This is a genomic window from Microcoleus sp. B3-D2, from assembly GCF_036705345.1.
Taxonomy (GTDB): Bacteria; Cyanobacteriota; Cyanobacteriia; order Cyanobacteriales; family Microcoleaceae; genus Microcoleus.
Map to the genome: position 1 here is coordinate 57,495 of NZ_JAUBUG010000033.1, position 15,966 is coordinate 73,460.

Annotated in this window: 12 protein-coding genes; 10 read left to right on the forward strand and 2 right to left on the reverse strand. The window is 47.7% G+C overall.

Annotated elements, in window-relative coordinates; genetic code table 11:
- Positions 1 to 316: 316 nt before the first annotated feature.
- Complete coding sequence (locus QUB14_RS14395; protein WP_015176637.1) at positions 317 to 514, forward strand: hypothetical protein; 198 nt, start codon at positions 317 to 319, stop codon at positions 512 to 514.
- Positions 515 to 1,281: 767 nt separating this feature from the next.
- Here QUB14_RS14395 and QUB14_RS14400 read toward each other — a convergent pair.
- On the reverse strand, positions 1,282 to 4,110 hold the full coding sequence (locus QUB14_RS14400) for a PAS domain S-box protein (protein ID WP_333217618.1): 2,829 nt from the start codon (positions 4,108 to 4,110) through the stop codon (positions 1,282 to 1,284).
- A 1,133-nt stretch (positions 4,111 to 5,243) separates the two neighbouring features.
- Between QUB14_RS14400 and QUB14_RS14405 the strand changes: the two genes are divergently transcribed.
- The 6 genes from QUB14_RS14405 to argH all read left to right on the forward strand — a co-directional run bounded on the left by QUB14_RS14405 (position 5,244) and on the right by argH (position 12,828).
- Positions 5,244 to 5,969 (forward strand): DUF502 domain-containing protein, encoded by a 726-nt coding sequence (locus tag QUB14_RS14405; protein ID WP_333217617.1) that lies wholly within the window; start codon positions 5,244 to 5,246, stop codon positions 5,967 to 5,969.
- 351 nt (positions 5,970 to 6,320) lie between these two features.
- Positions 6,321 to 6,953 (forward strand): transcription antitermination factor NusB, encoded by a 633-nt coding sequence (gene nusB / locus QUB14_RS14410; RefSeq protein ID WP_333217616.1) that lies wholly within the window; start codon positions 6,321 to 6,323, stop codon positions 6,951 to 6,953.
- Between the two features lie 154 nt (positions 6,954 to 7,107).
- The gene (gene ftsY / locus QUB14_RS14415) at positions 7,108 to 8,865 is read left to right on the forward strand and encodes a signal recognition particle-docking protein FtsY (RefSeq protein WP_333217615.1); all 1,758 of its coding nucleotides are present in this window, start codon (positions 7,108 to 7,110) and stop codon (positions 8,863 to 8,865) included.
- A gap of 565 nt (positions 8,866 to 9,430) precedes the next feature.
- On the forward strand, positions 9,431 to 10,918 hold the full coding sequence (locus QUB14_RS14420) for a PP2C family protein-serine/threonine phosphatase (RefSeq protein WP_333217614.1): 1,488 nt from the start codon (positions 9,431 to 9,433) through the stop codon (positions 10,916 to 10,918).
- Positions 10,908 to 11,147 carry a hypothetical protein gene (locus QUB14_RS14425; protein WP_333217613.1) on the forward strand — a complete coding sequence of 80 codons (240 nt, stop codon included), beginning with the start codon at positions 10,908 to 10,910 and terminating at the stop codon, positions 11,145 to 11,147. Before QUB14_RS14420 ends, QUB14_RS14425 begins: the two co-directional genes overlap by 11 nt.
- A 295-nt stretch (positions 11,148 to 11,442) precedes the next feature.
- Positions 11,443 to 12,828 carry an argininosuccinate lyase gene (gene argH, locus QUB14_RS14430; RefSeq protein ID WP_333217612.1) on the forward strand — a complete coding sequence of 462 codons (1,386 nt, stop codon included), beginning with the start codon at positions 11,443 to 11,445 and terminating at the stop codon, positions 12,826 to 12,828.
- 100 nt (positions 12,829 to 12,928) lie between these two features.
- On the opposite strand, the gene QUB14_RS14435 is transcribed toward argH, so the two are convergent.
- Positions 12,929 to 13,117, reverse strand: a complete 189-nt coding sequence (locus tag QUB14_RS14435) for a hypothetical protein (protein WP_006632360.1) — start codon at positions 13,115 to 13,117, stop codon at positions 12,929 to 12,931.
- Positions 13,118 to 13,878: 761 nt separating this feature from the next.
- On the opposite strand from QUB14_RS14435, the gene bcp reads away from it, so the two are divergent.
- The 3 genes from bcp (at position 13,879) to QUB14_RS14450 (ending at position 15,850) form a co-directional block, all read left to right on the forward strand.
- Positions 13,879 to 14,352, forward strand: coding sequence for a thioredoxin-dependent thiol peroxidase (gene bcp / locus QUB14_RS14440; RefSeq protein ID WP_333217611.1), 474 nt, complete (start codon positions 13,879 to 13,881; stop codon positions 14,350 to 14,352).
- 77 nt (positions 14,353 to 14,429) lie between these two features.
- A complete protein-coding gene (locus QUB14_RS14445; protein ID WP_333058885.1) occupies positions 14,430 to 14,885 on the forward strand; it encodes an NUDIX hydrolase in 456 nt (151 codons plus the stop codon).
- 158 nt (positions 14,886 to 15,043) lie between these two features.
- The gene (locus QUB14_RS14450) at positions 15,044 to 15,850 is read left to right on the forward strand and encodes an alpha/beta hydrolase (RefSeq protein ID WP_333217610.1); all 807 of its coding nucleotides are present in this window, start codon (positions 15,044 to 15,046) and stop codon (positions 15,848 to 15,850) included.
- Positions 15,851 to 15,966: the final 116 nt, after the last annotated feature.

Here is a 15,966-nt window from a genome sequence, read left to right on the forward strand (position 1 = left end):
TGAGTACCCTGAGCCTAACTTAATCTGAGGCAAAATGACCAGTTTTGGTCAGTAGTTTTACTGAATCTTTATTTATTGCCTCTTTTTTATGAAATTTTGCGTAAGATTTGGGGAGGAAACGTAAGCTACTATACTATTTTTTATTTAGGCCAGCCGCTTTAGTCTTGCTAACTCTAAAAATTGCGATCGACTTTGCCCTAGCTGTTCAATAAAACTGAACAATGTAATTAAAATCACTTGTTAGTTCTGATCTGGATCACCTGCTTGCTCGACACTTCAGAGGAAAATTAAAATGTACGGAGTTCTCCGACTTACTATGCAAGCAACTCATGCTATCCGTCAACTTGTAGAAAAAGCCCTCTACATTAAGCAGTTGACGCCTGACATTGAAAACGAAATCAACTACGAGCTTACCCGGTTGGGGTACATCTCGGATATTGATTATGAGGCTTTAGAGTTATTAATGGATGAAATGGATGCCGGCCGGGTGCAATTGGTATCTAGCCGTCGGTAGTGGGAAGCGGGCGACCAGTCCACATCCAAGAACCCAAAAATCCTTGCACGGCGGGCAATAGAGGAGTGTGAGAAGCATTTATGCCGGCTGAATATTTCTCTAATGAAGCATCTCGTTGCTGAACTTGATATTTAAGGAAATAGTGTTAGGGGCGATCGTCCCTGCGCCTCCGATCGAAAGCTAAAAACTTTGGCTTAAATTAAATTTCTAACTTTTGGGGTATGACAAATTAGGTTAACTGTAACTAAAATTCATGCTTAATTAAGCAGCTAATTGCTGAACTTGATATTTGAGGAGAGACTGTTAAGGGCGATCGTCCCTCAATCTCATACAATTTTAGATTTTAGATTTTAGATTTTACATTTTACATTTTAGAAGTCGGACTACTGATGAGTCTCAGGGTTTGGAACTTTTCTACATTTGCATTCTTTTTAGAAACTGTTCTCAGTATCAAAAACTACACACTGCGATCCCAATTAAATTTATAACTTTTGGGACTTGACAAATTATCTCTAAGTCTAATTCATAATAAAAAAGTTTTTCGGCAGGATTAGGACTAAGGGCAACGGTCACAAATAAAGCTTAAATTTTAAGTATGTAGTGGCGCTTGTACGCTTTTTCCTAAGCTAATAGCCCACAAGCGCCACTACATATTTTTGTTTAATCTACCAGTTGGCCTTAGTCCTAAGAATTATTATCCGATCGCTCGAATGCAAGAAAATTGGTTTGTAGTTAGGATTTCCGTCCTCGCCGAGTCAATCTAAAATCTAAAATCTAAAATCGTTCGATCGCCCCACCAAACTTGCCACCACCGCCACCAACTCAGCAGGCTCGATCGGCTTGGGCACGTAAATTTGAAAACCTTGCTGCAGTGCCCGTATGCGTTCCTCTACCTTACCAACCACCGTGAACGCCAACGCCGGAATTTCCCTGTCCACCATCCGCGATCGCATTTGTTGCAGCAGAGCCTCTCCGTCAAGGGCCTGTATCCCGATATCGATCGCCAACACATCCGGATTCAGCCTTTCAATCGCCTCCAACGCACCCTTTCCAGAGCTAGCAGTCTCCACCTGGGCCCCGCAATCTTCGAGCACGGTAGAGGCAAAATCCAGGGAATCCGCGTCGATATCGACCACCAATACCCGCACTCCAGAAAGATTGCTGTTGACAAAAGACTCCTTTACAGGGGCTCGCGCCTTGCTGGGAGGAATCGCCAACTCCCCGAGTCCCGCCACAGAAAATCCGCCGTCGCCAGGAAGGTGTTGAATTGGCAATCTCACTAAAAACCTCGACCCTTTTCCCTTCCCGGCGGATTCGGCTTGCACCGTCCCCCCGTGCATTTCCACAAAATGCCGCACTAGAGCCAAACCCAAACCCAATCCGTTGTACGATCGCCTTGTAGAGCTGTCAGCTTGGCTGAACCGCTCGAAAACGTGCGGCAAAAACTCTTCTGAAATCCCTTTTCCCGTGTCGCTAACCTCAATTTCCACAGTAGCGGGCGACAATTTTTTACAGCAAGCGGATTCATCAGGGGCCAAAGTCCCCTGCATCTTTCGCACCCCCACCTTCACCTGTCCGCCATCGGGAGTAAACTTAATCGCATTCGACAGCAAATTCCAGGCTACCTGCTGCAACCGGCCTGAATCGGCAAAAATCCGCCCGGTAGTTGGGTCGAAATCCGTCACAATTTCAATATTTTTGGCCGCAATCGCGGGCGCGAGATTATCGATCGCAGCCTCAACAGTCGAAATCACATCCACCCACCGCAAATTCAGCGACAGTTTCCCGCTAATAATCTGGGACACGTCTAGCAAATCCTCGATCAGAGTTGCCAGCGAGCGTGTATTGCGGTCGATCGTTTCCAGAGCCCGAACAGTCGTTTTTTCGTCAAACTTGCGGTTTCGCAACAGTTGTGCCCATCCCAGCATCGCATTCAGCGGCGTCCGCAATTCGTGGGACAAAGTTCCTAGAAACTCGTCTTTAATCCGGTTCGCCCGCGCCAATTCCTGAGCTCGATCCTGCAGTTCTCTTTCCAACTGCTTGCCAACCGTCAAGTCGAGAATAAAAGCCACAGATTCTTGCCGCTTTTGTGCCAGCAAAACATATCCGATCAACACCGGAATCCGGCTGCCGTCTATCCTCCAGAATTCCTTTTCGTAGGGAGTGCAAGCCCCCGTTGCTTGTGCTTCTGCCATCCCTTTCTTGTCGAGAGACTGGTACTCCGGCGGCGTGATGTCAATCGAGTTTAATTCCCCGCGCTGCAAGTGTTCCCGCGTGTAACCAACTATCCGCAAAAATTCATCGTTGGCCTCGATGATACGGCCGTTTACATCCCCGAAGATAATTCCTATCAAATTAGCTTCGGCTAACATTCTCAGCTTTTCTTCGCTAGCTTGGAGTGCAGCTTCTGTTTGCTTGCGATCGGTAACGTCTTGGATGTAAGCCGACAAACCAGAATCGGAAGGATAAAAACGCATCTTCAACCACTTATTCCATAACGGTACGAATCCCTCATACTCGTTTGTTACTTTTTCTGCTAATGCTTTGGTAGCCATTTTGTAAAACTGTAAATCGACCGCCCAGGGAAATATATCCCAAAAATTTTTACCAATCAGTTCGGCTTTTGGTCTGCCTAACAGCTCAATAGCTTGGTGGTTGACATAGGTATAGTTCCAATTTAAGTCAACAGCGATAAAAGCATCGGTAATGCTTTCGAGAATGTTAGTAATTTGATCGTTTGCCAATTGCAGCGCTTTAGCAGTTTCTTCTGCTTGCAACCTCGCTGCTTTTTCGCTGGACAAAGCTGCAGCGCGTTCTTGTTCTGCCTGTTTTCGTTCGCTAATATCGATGTAAGAACCGATGTAACCTGCAAAAGTGCGATCGGGCCTGTACCGGGGTACGCCTGTACCCAAAACCCAGCGGTATTCGCCGTCATAGCGTCTCAGGCGGCATTCGAGTCGGTACTCGCTGCCAGCTTTGAAGGCTTTTTGGTAAATATCCAGAGATTCTGGCAAGTCATCTGGGTGCAAGTTTTCCATCCAACCCGTACCCATTTCTTGCGCCAAAGTTCTACCCGTAAACTCCAGCCAAACTTTGTTAAAGTAATCGCCAAGTTGGTCAGTGTCCGACATCCAAATCATCACCGGCGCCGTATCTGCCATAATCCGAAATCGAGCTTCGCTCTCCTGCTGCTGTGCTTCGGCTTGCTTGCGCTCGTTCCGTTCTTGAACTTCCCGCAGGGCCCGCTGAATCGACGGCACTAGGCGTATCAAACGGCGTTTGAGAACATAATCAGTAGCGCCGCTTTTCAAAGTTTCGATCGCCACTTCCTCGCCCAAAGTAGCCGAAACAAAAATAAACGGCACTCCCGGACAATTAGTGTGGGCGATTTCCAGTGCAGCTATCCCGTTAAAACCAGGCAGCATATAATCTGCCAAAATAATGTCAAAACGTTGTTTTTCCAGCGCCGCGGCAAAGTCTTCTCGAGTTTCCACACACACCAGAGAAAATTCTAGCCCACCATCCTTTAGATATGCCTCAATCAGTTCGGCATCTAGGGGACTGTCTTCTACTAAGAGGATACTAAGCGTTTTCACAAAAATTCCTTTTACTTAAATATTAATTATCGGATACAAAATTTTATCAGGCTGCGGCTTTAAGTGAAGCCCAAAAAATTATTGCATTTTGAATCGCATAAAAAAATGTAAAAATCAATTGGTTTCATTAGTTGAGCATTCATATCTCAATCCTAACTTCTAATCAAGTCTATTGCTGCTTGCCGCGAGGTGAATCCCGGCTCTGACTTAATTGGCTAGTACGCTTGTTTTTCCTTAAGTTTCGTCTGCTTCCAAGGAATCGGCACCGCTGGAGTTTTGCTTCTATGCAGCAGTTTAGCTATACCCTGTTGAACCAATTGTTCCGCGCTTCTGGCTAGAAACAACTAGCTATGTAGTAATTTATCTCGCTTGCTACTAACTACTGCTACCTCGTTTGGCAGATTCTTTTTTTTGTAGTGATGCCCGAGTTAATGCTATATTGCTTTGCCGCTGCTCTCAAACTCGAATTCGCTTGAATTCTGCCCTTATTTCCTGAATATAGATCGATCGTGTCAAAAAAAGTCAAAGTTGCTGGTCTGTCTGCTTTACTTTTTGTCGGGTTTGCCTAAGATGCAACACTTGCAGGGTAGGCAACTGTTGCCTTGTTGAGCGCTGTAGGTCTTCAAGAATAAAATAACTTATACCAATAAATGTCATAGTGCATCTCTCCAAAGATATATTTTTGGATAGACACTGCACTCAACCTGGATAGATTCCCCTGAATTCGGTACAACGAAATGCCACCCAGCCGAAAATCTGAGAAAGCTCGATCGACCAATTAATTTCCTATACAAATAACAGAAAATTTTCTCTGGGCTCGCTAAACTTGCACTCCCAGGCTGCCTCTGACCGATCGGCTTATTGATTGAACCGACCCAAAGTGTCTTAAAATATACAATACGGTGAGCTGCTGCACAGCCTGCATATATTAAAACCAAGCGCCAACTTGCAATAATTCTTTAAAATAGAGGTACAGCACCGGCGATCCCTAACTCTTCCCCCTCAGAAAGGGTAGGGTTTAGCAGAATTGAACACGATCGTCTATGGTGACTTCCAGTAAAGCCCGTGCAGTTGCTTTAGTCTCAGCTTTATTCAGGTTATTGGCAACCAGTTACGAGGAGATTTGACCCGCCGTGCTCCAACGCATCAAACAAGACTTAAAAAACGACCTGATCGCAGGACTATTGGTAGTGATACCCTTAGCTACCACCATCTGGCTGACAATTACCGTCGCCAATTGGGTCATCAATTTTCTCACCAAAATTCCCAAGCAGATCAACCCTTTTGACGGACTCAACCCGATTTTGGTGAATCTGCTAAATCTTTTAGTAGGTCTGGCTGTACCCCTGCTGAGCATCTTAGTCATCGGTTTAATGGCCCGCAACATTTTCGGCAAGTGGCTGCTAGACTTTGGCGAACGGCTGTTGCAGGCAATTCCCCTAGCCGGTTCGGTGTACAAAACCCTCAAACAACTGCTGGGAACCATCCTCAACTCAAACGACAAATTTCGCCGCGTGGTGTTAGTGGAATATCCCCGGCGGGGAATCTGGACGTTAGCATTTGTGACCGGTACGATCGAGAGTAACGATATCCCACCTCACCTTTCGGGTGAAACCCCGATCGGCATTTTCATCCCCACCACTCCGAACCCCACTACCGGATGGTACGCTATAGTCCCGGAGGCAGATTTAGTCAATTTGTCAATGTCAATCGAAGATGCCTTTAAAGTCATCATCTCTGGCGGCATCGTCAACCCCAGCAACTCAGTTCCAGTAACCCCCGAAAAAATCAAGGGCAAAACACTCGAACCCTTGGTATCCGAATCAAGATACCAGGCTGTCCCAGTCGAAGAAGAGTAAACGAAGACATCAATCTGTAGGTCAGGTTTAGAGAGCATCTCAATGAGAGTAAAAAGCGTTTTTTAGGAGTGCGAGCGGGACGCCCGCTATATATATATGTAGCGGGCGTCCCGCTCGCACTCCTGTAAAAGCAAAACTCAGATGCTCGCAAAGTTTAGCGGGCTTCAAATTCTAAACTTTACTTTCCCAATAACAGATAATATCTGTCCAAAACCTACCCAGAAACAATCGTGACTCAGGGCGGGTTTTTTGCGAGTTTTTCTGCTAAAGTCCAAGTCTATGCTCTGAACCAGCACCTAGCAATCTCAAAAATTCCGAAATTCCTAAAGTCCCAATTCCTATCTAAAAAATATGAAAAAAGCCCGCGAAACAGCACGCGAACTCGCACTCCTCGGGATCAGCCAACTGCCGGCGAATCCAGAACTCTTAGAAGCCAAAAAACTGCAAGATGTTCTCCTCGCCGCCATCCGTACCCTGACAACAGAAGTTCAAGAAGCCCTAGAAGCAGCAGCATCCGAAGTGCAGCGGAGTAGCGACAAACTGCTTGCTAGCGAAATACGCGCTGCGGATATACAAAGTGCTAGAGCAATGGTGCGGGAAGCAGTCGAACTCACCCAAACCGCAATCAACCGTCTCGGTTCAGCAATGGAGTTTCCAGAACTGATCCAGCTAGCCAACCAGCAAGATGTCCGCACCTATGCTTTGCAAATCCTGACGAAAGTCAGCGCCAACCGTGTTCAAATTGATGAATTGCTCTCGGAAGCCCTTGTAGACTGGCAAATAGAACGGTTGCCCCGGATCGATCGAGATATCATGAGAATCGCGACCGCCGAAATCCTATATCTCGGCTTACCCGAACAAGTCAGCGTCAACGAAGCCGTCCAACTCGCAAAACGCTACAGCGGCGACGAAGGACATCGCTTCATCAACGGAGTCCTCCGCCGAGTAGTCGATAAAATCAATGCAGAAGTTGTTAGTCCGTAGTCCTTAGTCATCAGTCCTCCGGGTGCTTGGTGGGAACCTTACCCGGAGGCTGCACGGCGGGGCGCGAACCTTACCCAGAGTCATTAGCAATCGGCAATCCGCAATCGGCAATCCGCTCTAAACTAAGGACTAATAACTATATTCACAATTTCCTATGGTATTTAATTGGTTTCGTCGCCAGTACAGCGAAAGCAAATCTTCAGAAACAGAGGCAACCCCCGAACAGCCGCAAGATGAGTCGGCAAAATCCGCACCGGTTGAGCCTCAAACAGATGCAACAGAGCAAAGCTCTCCTGCTGGAGCCGAAGATTATCTCAATTGGGCAAAAGCTGCTTACAAAAATATTCAAAAACAGCAAAAACCCGAAACAGAAGTTTCCGAGACAGCAGCGCCGGATGTTCCAGCAGCCGCAGCAGAAATCGCGACAGTTGCAGAAGTTGCAGAACCGGCGAGTATTGAAGCAACGGAACCGATCGAACTTGAACCAGCACCCACAACACCAACTGTTGCAGAAGTTACAGAAGTTGCAGAACCCGCGGCACTTGAAGCAACCGAGGCGATCGAACTCGATGCAGCAACGCCCGCAGAAATTGCAGAAACTCTGCAACCCACAGCCGGGGCGATCGACGTTGCACCTATTGCTCAAAAATTAGAAGTTACAGCAGAAAATATAGAAATTGCCGAGCCTGCAACGGAGGTTGTAGAAACCCAATCACTCGCATCCGAGGGCGAAGCAGCCGAAGCCCTGCCGTTTTGGGCCAGAGCTCAGGCCGATCGCATGGAGCGCATCGAACGCCTCAAAGAAACCGCAATTGAAGAACCCGAAGTAATTGCAGCCGCCGCCGAGAGAGCGGCAATTATCGAAGAAATTCCCGGTTTCGCCTTTGACGAAGGCTTCCTGTGGTCTTCAGAAATCTTAGCCAGTCAAGGCCGCCGCCCAGACCAAGTATCCGTTGAAGAAATCAGTTGGCTGCAAAAACTGCGGAAAGGCTTAGAAAGAACTCGCCGCAGCTTAATTAATCGACTAAAGGCGATCGTCGGTCAAGGCCCGCTCAATCAAGACGCGGTAGCGGAAATTGAGACTTTGCTCCTGCAAGCCGATGTCGGAGTCGCAGCCACCGACATCATTATCAGTCGCCTCCAAGAAAGGCTCAAACAAGAAGTGCTGCCCCCAGAACAGGCTCTAGCCTACCTGAAAACCATCCTGCGCGACATTCTCGACGCTCCCTGTGCCGAAACCGCCGCCGGCAATCCCGCCTACAGCCTGACATTTGCCCCCGAAAAAGACACTTTTAACATCTGGTTAATCGTAGGAGTCAACGGTGCGGGCAAAACTACGACGATCGGCAAACTTGCCCATATTGCCCAAAAATCCGGCTACAAAACCCTAATTGCTGCCGCCGACACTTTCCGCGCCGCCGCCGTCGAACAGGTAAAAGTTTGGGGTTCGCGCAGCGGGGTCGAAATTATTGCCAACCCAGGGAAAAATACCGATCCGGCTGCTGTCGTTTTTGATGCGATCGCCGCTGCGGGCGCCCGAGGCACAGAACTCCTGATCGTAGACACCGCAGGTCGCCTGCAAAACAAAAAAAATCTGATGGACGAATTAAGTAAAATCCGTCGCATAGTAGATAAGAAAGCCCCAGGCGCTACCGTAGAATCTCTACTGGTCTTGGATGCCACACTGGGTCAAAATGGTTTGCGACAGGCAGAAGTGTTCGCAGAATCGGCAAAATTAAGCGGAGTAGTATTGACAAAACTTGACGGTTCTGCTAAAGGTGGTGTTGCCCTAGCTGTAGTGCAGCAGCTTGGTCTGCCAATCCGCTTTATAGGAGTCGGGGAAAGCATCGAAGACTTGCGCCCGTTTTCTAGTTACGAATTTGTGGAAGCCCTACTCGATTTTAGATTTTAGATTTTAGATTTTAGATTGATCGGGTATCTGTGGTCGTCCCGATTTTTGGAGGCGGATACAGAGGTTCAAAATCTCAAATCATTAACCTCAAACTACCATCGCAGGACTTGCGCCGATCGCCACGGGTGGCGAGTGAAAACTAAATACTTAGAAACAATACCTTCTCCTGTTCTTGCTGGTTTGGGTTCAAAGCGCCAGTAGTGTGTCAAATTAAGCTCAAATTTAGTATCAGTCTGCTGTTTGATTGCACAGTCTTCTCGATCCCCCTGGCCATCCCCTTAAGAAGGGCGACAGCAAATCGTTAAAGTCCCCCTTCTTAAGGGAAGCCGCTGCGGTCTTGGGGCCCCCCAAGTAAAGCAAGCGGCGTGGATTTAGGGGGCTCTAGACTCAGCTATAAACGAGATTGCTTAAGAATTTCAGAGTTAAGTTGATACGAATGTCCCAGTACATAACCTACTTGCTCAAACCAAACTACTTGTTCTAAAAAAAACGGGTTTCTGTTCAAGTGACCCCTAAGTCCTCAATCATTCCTCCTCCCTCTAAGATCGAAAATCACAAATTTAAAATGACTGCTGTGCCTTTGCCTCGCCCCTCACCTCAACCTGCTGACCGCCCTTCGGGTCGCAATTCCACCGACGCGACGCCAGTATTTGCCCTCAAAGAACTGGTGGCGCGTTTGCACCGATATCAGCACAACGTTCAAGATATGTTGGGTTCGCTGGGATTTGCCCTGCGAAGTTTTAACAATCTCAACCAATTTTTGGAGTTGGTGCCTTTGGTGGCGACTCGCGTTACTGACGCCGACGGGGGAGCTTTAGTGCTGTTCAAACCCAACGGTCAAGTCAGGTTCCAGCAGTTGCACTGTCAGGAAGGACGGCAGTGCCAAGATATGCGAAAAGCGCTGGAAATAGCCACCAGGCAAGCTACAGCAGGTGCGGGCGCGAATGCTGCATCGTTTTCGGAAACCTCTGGGCAAACTTCTAGTCTAGACCTGCAAGTCGGTCGTTATTTGGGCCCGGATGTTCATTTGTTTGGGGCGCCAATTTTAGTCAACAATTTGGAACGCGGACGCCTTTATGTTTTTAGCAGCGATCCGCAATATCTCTGGACTCCCAGCAGACAGAAATTAGTTCGGTTGGTGGCGGATCAAACCGCTGTGGCTATTTGCAAAGACGAACTTACTGTTAAGTTGGCGGAAAAAGACCGCTTAGACAGAGAGTTAGAAATTGGGGCGGAAATTCAATTGCGGCTGCAACCCCGCAGTTGTCCGAAAATTCCCGGTGTTGACGTGGCCGCCCGCTGCCAAACTGCTAGCAGAGTCGGCGGAGATTATTATGATTTTATTCCCGCTGACTATGACCCGATCGGCAAGGAGAATGAGGGGGAAAACCCCCCATCCCTAATTAAAAATCTCAAGTCCAAAATCGACAAGGGCCGCTGGAGCATTGTGATCGGCGACGTGATGGGTAAAGGAGTACCGGCTGGCCTGTTGATGACGATGACACGGGGTATGCTGCGGGCGGAGGTTTTGAACCGCCACTCGCCGTCGAGAATTTTGCAACATTTAAACCGGGTTATGCACGCGGATTTGGAAAATTCCCACCGTTTTGTGACTCTGTTTTATTCGGAGTACGACCCGAAAACTCGCGTTTTGTCTTACAGCAATGCAGCTCACCACCCGCCTTTGCTGTGGCAAGCTGCAACTAATACGATTCTTCAGCTCGATACTTTGGAGGGAATGTTAATTGGCCTGGATGCTGATTCGCATTACCAAGAAGCTCAAGTGCAATTGCAGCCAGGAGATACTATTATTTATTACACAGACGGATTTACCGATGCTGCTAATCAAAGGGGCGATCGCTTTGATGAGGATAACTTGACCTCGGCTTTTCAGTGGGCCTGTCAAAATTACCAGCAGTCTGAAGAGATTTTGGATTATTTGTTCGATCGGGTTCACCAGTTTATTGGCATCGGCAATCGCAACGAAGATGACATGACATTGGTTGTACTTAGGGTAACACCTTTAGCAGGAGAAAATCACCATGATAGTTAATTTAATGGCGGAAATTACTGCGGGATTAACCAGTTCGATTACTTGGAATGATGTCGCTCACGTGGTAGTTTTGAAATATCATTTGAGTTCGACGGTGCTTTTGGGTCAAAGTTACGAAATTTTTACTAATTTCCAGAAAGCTTGGGACCATTTTGTTTCGACTGGTCAAATAGGAGCTTTTTTTATAGGTATTTTTGTTGGCTGGTTCTTTAAAGGGATTTTTCGTTAGAGTTATTGTCGAAGAAGCTATCGGGAAGGGATGTAAGATTTAAAAATTTTGTAGCCACAAATTCACTTCTTTCGGATGCAGCAAAAGTTTACCAATTTTGTAGTCCAGAATTCAGTTTTTTGGGGTCAAAAGATGTATAAAAAGTTTGTAGTCAGAAATTGAGTTTTTTATTGCCGAATTGGGAATGGAGGACTAAAGTGCTGACTACAAACCGGATGAAAGACTAAAGTCTTTGCTACAAACCGGTTTTTATAGACTTCTGCAAGAGAGATACAATCTAGTTTTAGCTTGAGCAATGACAACACAACAAAAAACTTGGAGTCAAAGATTTGAATCGGCCCTGCACCCGGCGATCGCCCGATTTAATGCTAGTATTGGCTTCGATATTGAATTGATTGAGTACGACTTGACTGGTTCTGTCGCTCACGCTAAAATGCTGGCCAAAACCGGGATTATTTCCGCAGCAGAAGGCGAACAGTTAGTCAATGGTTTGGAACAGATCCGCCGCGAATACCGCCAAGGACTTTTTGTTCCGGGAGTTGATGCAGAAGACGTTCACTTCGCTGTAGAGAAGCGGCTGACGGAGCTCGTGGGGGAGGCGGGGAAAAAGTTGCACACGGCCCGATCGCGCAACGATCAAGCCGGCACTGATACTCGCTTGTATTTGCGCGATCGCATCGCAGAAATTCGCGAGCAATTGCGGGAATTTCAAGGGGTTTTGCTCGATCTTGCCGATCGTAACGTGGAAACTTTAATTCCCGGTTACACTCATTTGCAGCGCGCTCAGCCGATCAGTTTGGCTCATTACCTGTTAGCTTATTTTGAAATGACAGATCGCGATTGGGAACGTCTCGGCGATATCTGCAAGCGGGTGAATGTTTCGCCCTTGGGTTGTGGCGCGCTGGCGGGGACGACTTTCCAGATCGACCGACATTATACGGCCGAACTCTTGCAGTTTGACAAAGTTTATGCTAATAGCTTAGATGGAGTGAGCGATCGAGATTTTGCGATCGAATTTCTCGCAGCAGCCAGCTTGATTATGGTACACCTGAGCCGCTTGTCAGAAGAAATGATTTTGTGGTCTTCTCACGAATTTGGATTTATTACGCTCAAAGATAGCTGCGCTACTGGTTCTAGCATCATGCCCCAGAAAAAAAATCCCGACGTGCCGGAGTTGGTGCGGGGCAAAGCGGGGCGGGTGTTCGGTAACTTGCAAGCCTTGTTGGTAGTAGTGAAGGGACTTCCTTTGGCCTACAACAAAGATTTACAAGAAGATAAAGAGGCTTTGTTTGATACCGTAAGAACGGTACAGGGTTGCTTGGAAGCAATGACGATTTTGCTGCGGGAAGGAATCGCGTTTAACGGCGATCGCCTCGCTGCTGCTGTTACGGAAGACTTTTCTAACGCTACAGACGTAGCCGACTACTTGGCCGCCAAAGGCGTTCCCTTCCGGGAAGCTTACAACCTTGTCGGCAAAGTCGTCAAAACTTGCCTTTCGGGGGGCAAACTCCTCAAAGATTTGACACTTGAGGAGTGGAAAGACTTGCACCCAGCCTTTGAGACAGACATTTACAGCGCGATCGCACCTCAGCAAGTGGTGGCGGCTCGCAATAGTTACGGGGGTACCGGGTTTGAACAAGTGAGAAAATCACTTATCGCTGCGCGCGATCGACTCGCCTAAACATCGTTGAATTATTGGACAAATTCCGGCTGGCTATCTCTACGAAAGAACGATCGTGTTTTCCACTCTGGTTCTAAGTTCGGCAGATAGCCTGACTCAATTAATCTTCAGCAGCAGCCATGTCTTTGTCTCTGCCGCCGCTCATGGCGCCCATGCCACCGCCGTTGCCGCCGTCAAATCGTCTTCTCTTGTTGGAGAACATATCTTGATTTCTCCGCTTGCGAAACTTGCGAGCGTATGCTTGATTTCGTTGTGCCTTCTCTTTCTTGAGATTGCGGCGCTTAGCCATTCTGACCTCACTAATAAACATTGACAGTCCCCGGGCTTTCACGCCCGGGGATTCTTAAGTTTGACACTCTGTGCACTCTTGGTGACTGAGATTCTTGGTTCAGCGAAGTCACTTGCTTGTGACAGGATTTCTCCAGCCAAAATATAGGTGTCTTCTCCCCAAGCGTAAATTCCGGTATGCCCTACCGTACTCGATCAGTTCTCTTTCTGTAGCTAGGTTTTGTTCAAATTTAGCTTTCGTGACGCTCCCACAACAATCGCAAGCGATATGGTTTAGGCTTCTGAGTCCTGTTAAGGAGATCGAGAACTTCCTTCAAGGTACTCCAATCGTTTCCCTCTACGGCGTTTTAAAGTGAGGAACACGTCCAGCCCCACTGATATTATAAAAGGAATTGGTTCGTCTCGTTGTCCACCCGTCCACGGCTCAAAGCTATGCTTATGAGATTATGAACGGGTGGAATCAGGAGTCTCACGCGCCTTTGATCCCACACTAACCTTTGATCGGTATAGTGTGGGGGTTCCTGTCTGCCTAGCTAAACCGCAACACCGTTAGCTGTGACTACGCACTCAACTAATCCAGTTAAGTTTTTACGTTGGCTAGATTATAGTCAATTTTAGACCAATGACGATTATAGCACACCCGGTACAAGACCCAGAAAAAAGAACACGGGGATTCAAGTCGCTGGGAATCTGGGTGCGATCGGGACGCAACGTTTTTAATCTCCCAGAAAATTTCTATAAACTCTTGACAAAATACGACAAATGACTATTTACCCCGGTGACATAGCTCCTGTCTTCAGCCTGCCCGACGCGCAAGGCAATGTCGTCAGCCTTGGAGATTTTCGAGGGCGGCGAGTTGTACTTTACTTTTACCCTCGGGACAATACCCCAGGCTGTACTAAAGAAGCTTGCGGCTTTCGCGATATTTACTTAGAGTACGAGTCGCGCAATATTTCAGTCCTGGGCGTCAGCACAGACGGGGCCGGGGCCCACGCCAAGTTTGCAGCTAAATATCAACTGCCTTTTCCCTTGCTGTGCGACTCAAACGCCGAAGTTGCTACCGCCTACGGCTGTTACGGACTCAAAAAGTTTATGGGAAAAGAATTTATGGGAATTACTCGATCGACCTTCGCGATCGACCCAGATGGTAGGATTGAAAAGGTTTATCGGAAAGTCAAACCAGAAACTCACGCGGCGGAGATCCTAGCAGACTTGCCAGAGCTCTTGCGTGAATGAAAAATTAAAAATTAAGACTCCGGAGCTCCAAGCTAGGAGGCCTGAAATTACTATCTCCTAAACAAGCTTTTGAGTTTATGCGTCGATTGTGGCAAATTTTACAAACTGTGCTGGGGCTGATTTTTCGACATCCCGTCACTGGTACAGCGGTGATTCCCGTATTGCCTGACGGGCGAATTGTGTTAATTCGCCGCCGCGACAACGGTCGCTGGGCACTGCCGGGAGGTATGGTGGATTGGGGAGAGGATATTCCGACAACTGTGCGGCGGGAATTAGCAGAGGAAACAGGACTCGATTTAGTCAAAATCCGCCGCTTGGTGGGTGTTTATTCGGCTGCCGATCGAGATCCTCGCCTGCACTCGATTTGTATCGTGGTGGCTGCAGAGGTGCAGGGCAATATGCAAGTTCAGGATACGCTTGAAGTCAGCGAGGTTGAGGCTTTTTTGCCCGCATCGCTGCCGGAGGGCGCGCTCAGCCACGATAACGACCAGCACTTACAGGACTATTTTCAAGGCCTGACAACTTTGGCGTAAATGGGCGGGGCATCCAACTTTGAGAAAAGTCGGAAATTACCTCGCCGTCAAAAATTGTCTGTGATGACTGTGGAATTAATTTTTAATGTTTTCCTACTTTTATTCACAATCTCTGAACATTAAATTAATCATCTTTTTATTACTAAATATTTAACCGGATGTACTCACTGCTACGCAATTCTCGGGTCAAACTCTCTGTAGGGCAAATCTTTTGGCACGAAGTCGGTCAAGGCCCGAATTTAGTATTTTTGCACGGTTCTTGGCACGACAGCAGTCAATGGCTGAGGACGATCGAACATTTGAGCCCCTACTACCACTGCTTCGCACCGGATTTGCTGGGGTTTGGCGACTCGGAACGTCCGAAAATTCATTATTCGATCGACCTGGAAGTAGAATGTCTGGCTCAATACCTCGATACTTTGAAGCTGCGAGAGGTTTATTTAATCGCTCACTCTCTGGGTGGTTGGGTGGCCACCAGCTACGCTATCAAATATCCCGATCGAGTTCAGGGTTTGGTTTTGTTGGCCCCAGAAGGCCTCAAGGTTGGCAACCGGCGGGGGCGGTGGCAGACGGCTAGCTGGCTGATCGGCCAACCACCCCTCGGTTTTTGGTGGCTGCGATCGATCTATCCAATTGCTAAGTTGCTGGGTAGTCAAAACAAGATTGACAGACTGCTAAAGTTCAGACAGCAGTTGATTCAGTCCCGAGTTGCCGTGCAGTTGCTGTTCCGGCGGCGGCGGGCTGAAATTACAGCGGAGTTAGTTGATGAGAATTTGCCTTTGCTGAAAGCGCCTGTTTTGCTGTTGCACGGTTCTGAAGATACCGCCGCAGCTTCGTCTCTGTGTCAATCCTATGCTGCTCTGGCTCCTAATGCCGAACTGCAATTGGTCAGTCCGGGGGAAAGCAATTTGCCGCAGGAAGTCCCGGATGTTGTTGCTAAGTATATTCGGGAATTTGCTAAGTGAATTGGGAATTGGTAATTATTGGGAATTGGGAATTGGTCACAATACGGTTTACTTAAGACCGAACAAATGATAAACTAGGTAGGATGTACAAAAAAGCAAATCAAGTATAGTGCAGT

Bases quoted from the DNA above. Each gene is read 5' to 3' on its own strand.
- QUB14_RS14395 (WP_015176637.1), top strand. From the start codon at position 317: ATGCAAGCAACTCATGCTATCCGTCAACTTGTAGAAAAAGCCCTCTAC.
- nusB (WP_333217616.1), top strand. From the start codon at position 6,321: ATGAAAAAAGCCCGCGAAACAGCACGCGAACTCGCACTCCTCGGGATC.
- ftsY (WP_333217615.1), top strand. From the start codon at position 7,108: ATGGTATTTAATTGGTTTCGTCGCCAGTACAGCGAAAGCAAATCTTCA.
- QUB14_RS14420 (WP_333217614.1), top strand. From the start codon at position 9,431: ATGACTGCTGTGCCTTTGCCTCGCCCCTCACCTCAACCTGCTGACCGC.
- QUB14_RS14425 (WP_333217613.1), top strand. From the start codon at position 10,908: ATGATAGTTAATTTAATGGCGGAAATTACTGCGGGATTAACCAGTTCG.
- argH (WP_333217612.1), top strand. From the start codon at position 11,443: ATGACAACACAACAAAAAACTTGGAGTCAAAGATTTGAATCGGCCCTG.
- QUB14_RS14435 (WP_006632360.1), bottom strand. From the start codon at position 13,117: ATGGCTAAGCGCCGCAATCTCAAGAAAGAGAAGGCACAACGAAATCAA.
- bcp (WP_333217611.1), top strand. From the start codon at position 13,879: ATGACTATTTACCCCGGTGACATAGCTCCTGTCTTCAGCCTGCCCGAC.
- QUB14_RS14445 (WP_333058885.1), top strand. From the start codon at position 14,430: ATGCGTCGATTGTGGCAAATTTTACAAACTGTGCTGGGGCTGATTTTT.
- QUB14_RS14450 (WP_333217610.1), top strand. From the start codon at position 15,044: ATGTACTCACTGCTACGCAATTCTCGGGTCAAACTCTCTGTAGGGCAA.